Genomic DNA, 11,898 nt, shown 5'->3' on the forward strand with positions numbered 1-11,898 from the left:
ACCTGGAAGGTTGGTGGCAAGGTTGTGAGCCGGAAAGGCGCAATGGAATTAAAAAAGCCTGGTGCATGTGACCAGGCTTCATATCTAAAACATAAAACTACTACTTAATTGTGAGCCTGCGACGAAGACCTATCAGTGCCAGAGATAACAAGCCAGCAATACCCAGCGAGCCGCCGCCACCGCCGCCAGAGCTACTACCGCCGTCAGAACCGCCGTCGCTACCAGAACCGCCGTCGCCGCCTGAACCGCCGTCGCTACCAGAACCGCCGTCGCCGCCTGAACCGCCGTCGCCGCCTGAACCGCCGTCGCCGCCAGAACCGCCGTCGCCGCCGTCATCAGAATCATCTTCGGACGTCATTGACTCTATAAATCCGACCTGTTTGTACAACCGGCTATCACCAAAGGTTATTTTAACGATGGCGTACTCATCATCAACGTCATCAAACATGCCGGCGGGCGCCGATACAGAAACCGTGGTCTCACCACCATCCTGAGAGACATCATATCCTGGAGTCCAATTAGAGAAAGCATCGGAAATAACGCTGACTTCAATATCATCTTGATCGAATGTATCGGTAACTGTTACCTGAGCCTGACCACCATTACTGCCGACCTTACCCACCAGGGTGGATGCCGTGGCGCGAGGAATCGCCTCGAACATGCCTCGCATATCCAGGCTCAATGAATAGGTTTCGTTGGTACCTGCCAGGTTGACAAACATACGCAGCAGCTGAGGTTGAATTTCAGTACTCGCTAGCGATTCAATCCAATCAAAAGAATCAGTATAGTCGTCACTGATTTCAAACGTCAGTTCCCGATTATTTCCAGAGCCTGAAACTGTAACAGTGAGAAATTGCTGAACTGCGTCTGCCTCTTCATAGGGAATGTCCGCGAATGTACTGCCAGATAACTTAGAAAAGTAAAGGTCGATATCATTATTAGAAATATCTCCATCAGCTACGTAGACAGGAACGGTGGTTGTAGAACCCGGTTCGGTAGACACGTTAACGTTGTCAACAAAAAAGCCAGCATCACCACGGTATTCCTGCATAACGCGGATAATCGGAAGAGTGTTGTCTTCTATTTCAATCCAGTTAACAATAACAAGGCATGAACTTGTGGATGCATCAATAGCAACAGAAGATTGAGAGGGGCCCAAGTCAATCAGGGTACTACCTGTGCCCGAGGTGAAAGTATTCAGGTCTGTACGATACAAATTACAGTTGTAACTGGATCCAATAAGAGTTTGCTTGACCGTCTCCGGCATGGGCGTCCAGCTTAACGTAACTTCTGAGTCGTTAATCGCCAATGAAGATGAGCTTTTAAGGTTAGTCCCATTCATTGAAAGTTTAGCTGTTTTGCGTAGAAACTGGGCGTTATCCGCCGCATCATCCCTACTATCTTCTACACCAATAGTGATACCATCGACCACTTCGTCAGGGTTGGAGAAAAATGCTACGCGCTCTGCATCAGCGTCATTACTCGATGCCATAATTGTCGCGGTTTCAGAAGGTTCTAAAAAAGCGTAAGGAAGCGCACCAGGTACTACTTGGTCTAGTGAGCTCCGCTCATGATTGAGCGCTAAGTTATGGCCAAACGCATGCGCGAGTTTATCACTACTAAACGGCAAATATTTAACGTGTGATTCCTTAACAAATCGCAAGCTTTGCTCTGCGTTTGCGGGATCGTTGTTGGTTACAACGCGCGTGTTGGCACGGCTATCAAAATTATCTTCAAAATCACTGACATGCATGGTGCTAACAAAATCGGCTTCGCCGGCTCCAAACTCAGCCTTAGCCATTACGTCATCATTTGCAAAGAACCCACCTTTATCATCAGCAATAAGGTAATAATTGAGAATGCCGACCGCGACATCGTCTACCCCAGCTTCAGATAGTGCAGTATTAAATACTGCTAAATCTTGCTCAATAATCGACTCTGGTGATACGTCATCACTGGTATCAGAGGCGACAGCTTCAGCGGCTACATACGAATCTGCAGATATAAAAAATGCCGCACCCGCTGTCTCAGACAATTCCGAAATAGTTTCAGTAACCGTTTGTTTAGTGTCAATATTTGTAGGGCGTAATGAATGCCACCAGGGCGAAGCAGTTGGTTGTTGAATAGCCGGTATACCTGGCTCTTTACCGGTAACTGTTGACTGATAACGAGACAGTGTTCCACCGTTATCAGTCAAACTCAACGATTTCTGTACGCCGTTTTCAAACAACAGCGCGCTAACCGCGTCTCCGCGTTTACGAAAAACCAGTTTATCTGAGGAGTCAAATGCCTGATAACGGTAAGTTTGACCAAAGCGGTCTGTTGTCTGCGAATCATAAATATAAGCCGTATCATTGATGACAATATCCTGTTTAAAAGATAATGCCTCTTTTACTTCGGCAAGCGTTATGGATGATACTGACTCCCGTTTCACGGTGTAATCAGGTTGTGCTGAAGCAAATCCGTTTTGAGAAAACGCCAGAGCGACAGCAAGTGTGAGCGTTGCTTTTTTAAGCATAATAATTCCTTTCCTAATTGCTAATGTCCAACCATCAACAACCCATTTTTATGGTATTGCCGTTTATATCAGTCAAAAATCGGAAAAGATCACAGTTTTGCTAATGATTTTGTATGATGATGGAAACAGCATTGTTAGTTTTGCTAACGGGTTCAATCATCCTGACTGAAATCGATGGTTATTTGGATAGTGTAACTGACTTTGGGGAAGATAGCATGAGCAGAAATAATGGTGATGATTCAGCAGCGATAATTGACCATTATCGCTGCTGTCAGAATCAGGTGCTACCGTGAACACCTTTCATTGAGCGACCTGAGGGATCTGCATTTTGCTTGAAACTTTCATCCCACTCTAGTGCTTCAGCGGTACTACAGGCAATTGACTTACCTCCAGGGACGCAGCGGGCAGCACTTTCCTGCGGGAAATAACTTTCAAAAATGGTGCGATAATAATAGCCTTCCTTAGTATCCGGCGTATTTACCGGAAAGCGGAATTCAGCTGTGGCCATTTGTTTATCGGACACCTGCTCTTCAACAAATGCTTTGACCGAATCAATCCAGGAGTAACCGACACCGTCTCCAAACTGTTCTTTCTGCCGCCACAATACATCTTCGGGTAATGTATTTCCGTCATCAAATGCTTTACGCAGAATCCACTTTTCGATTTTTCCATCCAGGCACATCTTATCTTTCGGGTTGAGCCGCATGGCCACGTCAATGAAGTTTTTATCTAAAAACGGGACGCGCGCCTCTACACCCCAAGCGCTGGTAGCTTTATTGGCTCGGGCACAATCGAACATATGCAAGCGTTCCAGTTTACGTACTGTTTCTTCATGAAAAGATTGCGCATCTGGCGCTTTATGAAAATACAGATAACCACCAAAAATTTCGTCAGCGCCTTCACCCGATAGCACCATCTTTATCCCCATCGCTTTAATTTTTCGGGTCATCAGATACATAGGGGTGGCAGCACGGATAGTGGTTACATCGTAGGTTTCCAGCTTGAAAATAACATCACGAATCGCGTCCAGACCTTCCTGAATGGTAAAATGTACCTCATGATGCACCGTACCAATTTTGTCAGCCACCTTCTTTGCGGCAAGTAAGTCCGGGGAGCCTTCCAGGCCCACTGCAAAACTATGCAGCCGAGGCCACCAGGCATCAGTTTTATCTTCATCCTCAACACGCTTAGCAACATACTGCGCTGCCACAGCCGAAACAAGTGACGAATCCAACCCGCCGGATAACAGCACAGCATAGGGAACATCTGACATCAGATGAGACTTAACTGACTTTTCAAATGCGTCTTTTAATTCCCCAAGATCTGTTTCGTTATCCTTCACATTGGCATAATCCATCCAGTCACGCTGATAATAGCGAGTCACTTCACCGTCTTTACTCCAAAGATAGTGACCAGGGGGGAATTCGCTAATAGTTTTACAGATAGGGGCCAGCGCTTTCATCTCGGAGGCAACGTAAAAATTACCATGTTCATCATAGCCGGTGTAAAGCGGTATGATCCCCATATGGTCCCGTGCGATCAGGTACGCATCCTGTTCATCATCATATAAGATAAACGCAAACATACCCTCCAGTTCATCAATAAAGGATACGCCGCGCTCCTGAAAAAGCGGTAAGATAACTTCGCAATCAGAGCGCGTTTTGAAAGGATAAGGATTTGATAGCCCCTCAGCCAAAGACTTATGATTATAAATCTCACCATTAACGGCAAGGACTTGCTGATTATTCTGACTGATGAGCGGTTGCGCACCAGTGTCTACATCAACAACGGCCAACCTTTCATGACACAGAATGGTATTATTATTATTCCAAACACCAGACCAGTCAGGGCCGCGGTGGCGCAACAACTTGGCAAGCTCTAAAGCCTGAGTTCTGAGTTCGGACACATCGGTTTTAATGTCCAGGATACCGAAAATACCACACATAAAACGGGCTCTCTCTTTTCACAAAATTTAAACAAGTGGTGTTTTCTGTCGCGTGCTGTATAGCGTCGTCGTTTTTATTCTTATTCGGTGTACAGCCCTGTTTATGAATGTGCCATTGTGAACAGAAAAAGCAAGCAGAAACTTGCTTCAATACAGGGAGTTTGTGCCCATGATAAAAAAAGCCACCCGAAGGTGGCTGTAATTATTAATTTTGCTGGCGTTGAAACTCGCTTTGCTTGCTCCATTGCGGCCATTGCTTTGCATTGGCAACGTGCACACCCACATCAAACAGCAGGCGAGTATCCTGCGCAATACCACTTAGATCCCAATCATCACGGTACTCATCACAAACCTGGTGATAGCAGCCGGTAACAATTACATTCATGCGTTTGCGATATTTGGCGGTAGCCTCGTCCGCTGGTGTACTGCCACCTTCTGCATAAAGTGCTGGCACGCCCTGCTTGGCGAAGCTGAAGTGATCTGACCGGTAATAATACCCGGCTTCTGGTTTATCTTCTTCAGTCAGAGTTCTATTCTGTCGTTCAGCAGCGTTGGCCAGATAGGACTCCATTTCAGATTTACCTTTACCCACTACCGCCACATCTTTCGTTTTGCCTAATACATTCATTGCATCCATATTGATATTTGCAACAGTATTTTTCATCGGAATAACGGGGTTAGAGGCATAATACTTAGAGCCCAGTAATCCCTGTTCTTCTGCGGTGACAATTAAAAAGCTGATAGACCGGTCAGGGCGGGGTGCAAGCCTGCCAAACGCCTGCGCCATTACTAGACTTGCAGCGGTGCCAGTGGCGTTATCATGAGCACCGTTATAAATCTGGTCGCCTTCTAATGATTCATCTTTACCCAAATGATCCCAGTGTGCCGTGTATATAACATGTTCATCGGGCATTTTCTCACCAGGCAAGGTTGCTATCACATTATTGCTTTGTGATTTTTTAAACGTGTTGCTAACCGTTACTGAAGCCGCGATGTCCATCGCCTGATGATAAGGACCTTTCATAGCTTTTGCTTTTTGTTCCGCGAAGTCCATACCTGCATCGGCAAAAACCTCTTTTGCTGCATCCAGTGTCAGCCATCCTTCTACAGCAACGCGACTGGCACCGCCATCCTGGCTTACCAGACCGTACTGAGGGCCGCTCCAGCTATTGGCTACCACTGACCAGGGATAAGAAGCAGGCGCGGTTTCATGGACAATGATTGCCGCCGCCGCGCCCTGGCGACTGGCTTCTTCATACTTGTAGCTCCAGCGACCATAATAGGTCATTTTTTTACCCTGGAACTGTTTGCCATCCGGATTGGCAAAGCCAGGATCATTTATCAGTATAACCACTGTTTTGCCTGTTACATCAACGCCCTCGTAGTCGTTCCAGTTATACTCCGGCGCGTTGACACCATAACCCACAAAAACCAGTTCAGAGTCGGTTAATTTGACTTCTGCCTGTTCACGTTTTGAAGACGCTACCATATCTTCTTTGTATGCAAATACATTATCGCCGATGGTCATTTGCATGTCTGGATTAGCAGTAATTTCCATCAGTTCAACTTGTTGTAAAAAACTCTCTCCGTTGCCGGGCTCAAAGCCTGCTGCTTTAAATTCGCTGATAAGATAGTCGAGAGTTTTCTTTTCCCCCGCCGTGGTGGGGAGCCGTCCTTCAAATTCATCGGATGAAAGTGTTTTTAAAGGCGCTTCAATTTTTTCTGCAGTAATGCTGTCATAAGCTTCATCAAAATTAGACGGCGCCTGGGCCATGTCTGACGAGGTCGCTTTATTCTGGCTGTCGGTATTTTCTTCAGAGCAGGCTGCAACGCCCATAAGGACGGGTATCAGCACCGGCAAGATAATTTTTTTCATTGTTGGTCTCTGTTTGCTCTACAATGAGTACCAGTATAGAGAAACTCATCAGGCGAACCAATACTGTTTTATGAATTCGAACGGCGCGAACTGGCCTCCGGTCTCTTCTGACTCAGGATGCTCCTTTCTGGTCACTCAGTTACTTACCGAGCTCAAACTAAACAGGTATCACACTTTCCCATCACCACAGCAATTATCTTCAGGTGCCGTCAAGTTGCATAACCACACCTGGACCGGGCCCAATTTTGTCGCACAGGCAGCCTATGACAATGATGAATCTCGTTATTACGAACAAATTATTAGTCAGGATGCATGTGTGCCGACCCGAGAAAATAGCTGGCACGACTTATTTAATGCCTGCATCTGGATGCAATATCCCGCCACCAAGTGGCGGTTGAATCAACTGCACGTCCACGACATCAGGCAGGCCGGGTTACATCCTCGCACCAGGCGGCGCAATCATATTACGCATTTCGATGAGTGCGGTGTGATATTGGCTATTCCTGAGAACAGGCTGGGGGAGGGCAATGAGATACTTAATTTACTGGCAAATCATCAGTGGCAATCTGCGTTTCTGACCCACAAAAATGCATGGGATAAAATCATCTTTCCGCGGGTATTTGGCCATGCTAATTATGAGATGTTGCTGTCACCCTTTATCGGACTTACCGGAAAGTGGTTGGCCGTAACTGTGCCAGCTGACTTTGATACAATGAGCAATATGGAGCAGCTACAGGCTCTTGATTCAGGCATGCTAACCCAAATCGACAAGCTCGCTAACTTCTCCATGGCCAGTGCACTACCACCCCTACCATTACTTGGCGTGCCTGGCTGGCATTTTGCGCAGGATGGTGCCTTTTATGCCAACCAGGATTATTTCAGACCAAAGCGTTCGGTTGCCCCGACGCCACAGTTGCCACTTACATCAGCAGTAGAGTAATGGCCCAAATCCCATAAATAATTGCATAAGGAGCGATAGCGATAACGGCTGCTGTTTTTGAGGAAAAGCTGGTCCACTGGGTGATACCGACAATCGCCAGATAGATTGTCCATAGAGTGATTGGGCTGGCTGCCTGAGCCAGTGACAGCCAGGGGGAATTCATATCCACACTTAACACGTAGGCCAGCGAAAGAGGTTGTAAGATATTAAGGGAAATTTGGTGATTATCCGCCAGAGCCATGAGTATCAGTGCGACCAGGGACGTTACCAGCATTGGCATCATTATCCACCAGGTCATTCCATACCAGTCTGTATAACCCTGAACATTTTTTTCATCGGACTTTGTGGTTAAATGCAGATACAACGCGACGATAGCATTAAATAACGGCATGGCAATTACTGGCCCTACCAGGGCTGATATCTTATAAAACTGAAGCTTTTGCATGCTGCGTGCCTGCTCAATTTCGGCAGGTGAAACATCGCCCATTCCAGCAATAGTTCTTTCCACAAACCATTCGAAGTCTACCATTGAAAAGTATAGGTAATTGGTGACCATCGCGGCTGCAACGATGAGAATAAAAGGAATCCAGGACCAGTTATTTTTATGGGCCAGCGCCTGAAATACCCCGCGGGGTTTGAAAAAAATATTATTACAGGCCTGAATAGGGTTGCTGACAGTTTGCATCCGTTGCTCCTTGTATCTTGTTAAATGAGGTAATTGGTCTGAATTGCCTGAATAGCATACCTTTTTTTCAAATAAAAAAACTGTACCTGAAACATCTTGAAGCAATTTTACTGTGCGATGTAATGTTTTATCAGTAAAGTGGACGACTAGCAGTATCGCTTTTGTTAAGGAGTAACAATGATAAAAATAAGCCACTTAGCGAAAAAATTCGCTGTGGAAAATCCCAAAAAGCTGAGTGAGCAGGAACGTCAGGATCCGCGTTTAAGTGGTAAGTATTTCCACTCTGTGCAGGATGTCTCTCTCACCTGCCAAAAAGGTGAAGTGCTTGGTTTACTAGGGCCAAACGGCGCGGGAAAAACCACGACGTTGCGGATGTTGTCAACCGCGTTAAAACCCGATAGCGGAGATATTGAAATTGACGGCGTCAGCGTCGTTAAAAAGCCGCTGGTAGCCCGCAAGGCTATTGGCTTTTTATCCGGCGCAACCGGATTATATGGTCGGCTCACCGGCCGTGAAAATATCGCTTACTTCGGGCAATTACACGGGATGACGACGCAGGCCATCAACGAGAAAATTGACCAACTGTCTGAGGTACTGGACTTACACACATTCTTAGATCGAAAGTGCGACAATTATTCCACCGGCATGAAACAAAAAACCGCTATTGCCAGGTCGGTCATTCACGATCCGTCGCTGGTCGTGTTAGATGAGCCCACCACGGGGTTGGATATCATGGCCGCACAAACCGTACTGGATTTTATTAACAGCCTTAAAGAAAAAGGTGTTCCGGTAATATTTTCCACACATCACCTGGGCGAGGTGGGTGAACTATGTGATCGGGTTACAGTCATTAATCATGGTCGTTCAGTGTTCAACGATACTGTGGAAACCTTCAAAAATCTAGCGCCCGGGTCCTTACATCAGGCTTTTCTTAATTCACTAGCAGGGAAGTAATCGACTATGTGGAAAGTATTTCTAAAAGAGCTTAAAGAGGTGGTTAGAGATAAAAAAACCATGTTCTTTATGATTTTGTTACCACTGCTTTTGTTTCCGGTAATTATCGGTGGTGTCGCGTATTTTTCCAGTAAAGCGGCTAAAGATGCCCAAAGTGAAACACTAAAATACGCAATTGTTAATCCTCAAAGTGCGCCTGAACTGACCACTGCGATCAGAGAGTCTGAAGGCTTTGAGGCTATTCAGATGCCTGAAGATGCAGATATCCGTGAATGGGTCAAAACTGATCAGGTCGATTTTGTATTAAAAGTGCCGGGTAACTTCAGTACTGATCCGCTTCAGGTCAATCAGAACCAGCTTCAGCTTTACTACAATGGAGCAGGCTTTAATGCCATCAAATCACGCCTTAATACACTCATTGAACCTATTGCCGACCGCGTCCAGCGCGAAGCCTTTGCGCGCTTGAATGTCACCGAGGAGCAGCAAGCGGCGCTAATTGCTCCTATTGCACTTGAAGAAGTTAATGTTGCTGACGCGCGCGAGAATATTGGCGAGATCGTAGGCGGCATGGTTGCCTATGTGGTCTTCATTTTATGTCTGCAGGGGGGAATGATACCAGCGGCGGATCTGGGGGCGGGTGAAAAAGAGCGGGGGACGCTGGAAACGCTTCTTATTTCGCCTATCGATCGTAATAAAATAGTGCTGGGTAAATTTCTTACTATAGCAGTGGCGGGCGTTACTACTGCGTTAATTACCGTAATCAGTATGGCTATCTGGGGCGTATTAGTAGGCCAGGGGCTGGCTATAGAAGCCATCAACAAATTCCTCGGCGCCATTGATTTAATGGACCTGGCGTTGATATTTTTTATGCTGATACCGGTGGTCGCTATTTTTTCCGCCTTGCTGCTTAGTTTATCTATCTATGCCAAGACGTTCAAAGAGGCGCAGGGTTATATGGGCCCATTGGTAATGTTTGTGATTGTCCCTGTGATACTGGCCACCTTACCGGGTATTGAACTTGAAGGGGTATGGGCGTGGGTGCCATTGACCAATGTCGCCCTGGCCATGAAAGAGCTGATAAAGGGGACCATGGATTATTATCAGTTAATTGGCATCTTTGGATCTACAGCAATTATCGCAGGCTTGTTGTTAGGTTTTTGTGTTCACTGGTTCAATAAGGAAAAAGTATTGTTCAGATAATCAGTATGGGATGAGCAAAAAAGGCGTTCGGATAAGAACGCCTTTTTAATTTTTACAAATAGTACCAGTTCAGCATGACCAACACGATAGTAGAGTAAGCCAACGATATGGGCAGACCAAACTTTGCAAAATGACCAAAGTTGTAATTTGTCGCGTTGTAAACCAACAGGTTTGTCTGATAGCCATAAGGTGATATAAAGCTTGCGCTCGCCGCAAAGGCCACAGCCAGTGCAAATGGCATAAGCGGCGCTCCAATAATTCCCACCAGGCCATAGGCAAAAGGAAACATAAGTGCCGCAGCAGCATTATTGGTCACAAACTCAGTGAGCAACAATGTAGCCAGATAAACCACGATGAGCGCCACAAACCAATCGGTATCAGTCAGGTAAGGCATTAGGAAATCAGTGCTAAGATTTATCACCCCTGAGTTCTCTAACGCGGTAGCCAGACTCAACGCACCTACAATGACTACGATGAGATTAAGGGGAAGGTTGCGTTTAACCTCGGCGTTGGAAGTTACACTGGCCCCAATCAGGACAGCGGCAAAAAACAATAACCCAATTGCCAGTGAAATAATTTCTGCTGCCGATAGCGCTACCACAGAAAGAAACCCGCCTACTGTGATCCACTCCTGTAAATTACTCAATGGACGGTTTATTTTTTGCTCCGAGAGAACAAAAAAGTTACGTGACAGATTTTGTCGCGAGTGAAAATCTGGGCCGGCCGCAAGCAGCAGAAAATCCCCTGCCTGAAGTTTAATGTCGCCCAGTTTGCCTGAAAGCTGTTCACCATCCCGGCGAATCGCGACTACTGCTGCATCAAACAGCGCCCTGAAGCCCAGCGCTTTAAGCGATTGACCAATAATCTGAGCGCGATTGGCAACAATAACTTCTGTAAGGTTCTCGCGCAAAATACCATCGGCCTCAGCAAATGTGGTAAGACCTTTGATATGACTTAAGCTATCCAGTTTCTGGACATTTCCGGAAAATATCAGTTTGTCGTTCTGGTTGATGACAAAATCTGGCGATATGGGCGAGATTAAATGGCCATCTCGAATAATTTCCACCAAAAATAATTCAGGCAGATTTCTCAGATGATTTTCTTCTACTGTCTTGCCAATCAATTCCGATCCCGGATCCACATCAGCTTCGACTGTGTAGGCGTGATAGTTCGTTTCTTTATTGGCAATATCCGGTAGCATTCGTGTCATCAGAAACATGAGTACACCGCAGCTTAAACCGGCGACCAGCCCAAACAGCGTAAAATCCCAAAACGCAAACCCCGGATGTCCCTGTTCCTGCAAAAAGCTGTCAACTATAAGATTGGTTGAGGTACCGATCAACGTAACGGTACCGCCGAAAATCGCTGAGTAAGAAAGTGGAATAAGCAGTTTGGAGGCTGGGTGATGCTGATTTTGCTTCACCGGGCCAATTAGACTTGCCACTATAGCGGTATTGTTGAGCAAAGCCGAAGAAAAGAACGTTAAGCCAAACAACCGCCAGTATGAACTGGTAAAACTGGCAGTCACCAGTTTACGTCCCAGCCGCTTAATCAGGGCAGTTTTGTCAATGGCCGCGCTGACCATTAGCAACAATACAAGCGTAACCAGACCTTTGTTAGTCAGGTTTTGCAAAATATCATCAAAACTGACTTGTTGCGTGACAAGCAAGCCCAGCATGGTTAACGCAAATATTGTAGAAGGGCGTTGATTAGTAATTATCAACGCAAAAATAGTGCTGAAGAAAGCCCCCAGCACTATGATTTGATTTACATCCATATT

At 46.1% G+C, this 11,898-nt stretch carries 9 protein-coding genes; 4 read left to right on the forward strand and 5 right to left on the reverse strand.

Annotated features, from left to right (window positions below; genetic code table 11):
- Positions 1-100: 100 nt before the first annotated feature.
- A complete protein-coding gene (locus F458_RS20950; RefSeq protein WP_018984477.1) occupies positions 101-2,518 on the reverse strand; it encodes a hypothetical protein in 2,418 nt (805 codons plus the stop codon).
- 113 nt (positions 2,519-2,631) lie between these two features.
- On the opposite strand from F458_RS20950, the gene F458_RS0116155 reads away from it, so the two are divergent.
- Entirely contained in the window at positions 2,632-2,811 is a 180-nt protein-coding gene (locus tag F458_RS0116155; protein WP_018984478.1) for a hypothetical protein, read from the forward strand.
- On the opposite strand, the gene asnB is transcribed toward F458_RS0116155, so the two are convergent.
- Together asnB and F458_RS0116165 are read right to left on the reverse strand one after the other, a co-directional pair.
- Complete coding sequence (asnB, locus tag F458_RS0116160) at positions 2,796-4,463, reverse strand: asparagine synthase B (protein WP_018984479.1); 1,668 nt, start codon at positions 4,461-4,463, stop codon at positions 2,796-2,798. The two genes, F458_RS0116155 and asnB, sit on opposite strands and share 16 nt — an antisense overlap.
- A 205-nt stretch (positions 4,464-4,668) precedes the next feature.
- Positions 4,669-6,339, reverse strand: a complete 1,671-nt coding sequence (locus F458_RS0116165; protein ID WP_018984480.1) for a M28 family metallopeptidase — start codon at positions 6,337-6,339, stop codon at positions 4,669-4,671.
- Positions 6,340-6,409: 70 nt separating this feature from the next.
- On the opposite strand from F458_RS0116165, the gene F458_RS0116170 reads away from it, so the two are divergent.
- Entirely contained in the window at positions 6,410-7,279 is an 870-nt protein-coding gene (locus tag F458_RS0116170) for a DUF3025 domain-containing protein (RefSeq protein WP_051085036.1), read from the forward strand.
- On the opposite strand, the gene F458_RS0116175 is transcribed toward F458_RS0116170, so the two are convergent.
- Positions 7,260-7,964, reverse strand: a complete 705-nt coding sequence (locus F458_RS0116175; protein WP_018984482.1) for a Yip1 family protein — start codon at positions 7,962-7,964, stop codon at positions 7,260-7,262. The genes F458_RS0116170 and F458_RS0116175 overlap by 20 nt on opposite strands.
- A gap of 177 nt (positions 7,965-8,141) precedes the next feature.
- Between F458_RS0116175 and F458_RS0116180 the strand changes: the two genes are divergently transcribed.
- Positions 8,142-8,918 (forward strand): ABC transporter ATP-binding protein, encoded by a 777-nt coding sequence (locus tag F458_RS0116180; protein ID WP_018984483.1) that lies wholly within the window; start codon positions 8,142-8,144, stop codon positions 8,916-8,918.
- Positions 8,919-8,924: 6 nt separating this feature from the next.
- Positions 8,925-10,118 carry an ABC transporter permease gene (locus F458_RS0116185; RefSeq protein ID WP_018984484.1) on the forward strand — a complete coding sequence of 398 codons (1,194 nt, stop codon included), beginning with the start codon at positions 8,925-8,927 and terminating at the stop codon, positions 10,116-10,118.
- Positions 10,119-10,170: 52 nt separating this feature from the next.
- On the opposite strand, the gene F458_RS0116190 is transcribed toward F458_RS0116185, so the two are convergent.
- Positions 10,171-11,895, reverse strand: coding sequence for an SLC13 family permease (locus F458_RS0116190; RefSeq protein WP_018984485.1), 1,725 nt, complete (start codon positions 11,893-11,895; stop codon positions 10,171-10,173).
- Positions 11,896-11,898: the final 3 nt, after the last annotated feature.

The sequence above is a fragment of the Salinimonas chungwhensis DSM 16280 genome (assembly GCF_000378185.1).
GTDB classification, from domain to species: Bacteria; Pseudomonadota; Gammaproteobacteria; order Enterobacterales; family Alteromonadaceae; genus Alteromonas; species Alteromonas chungwhensis.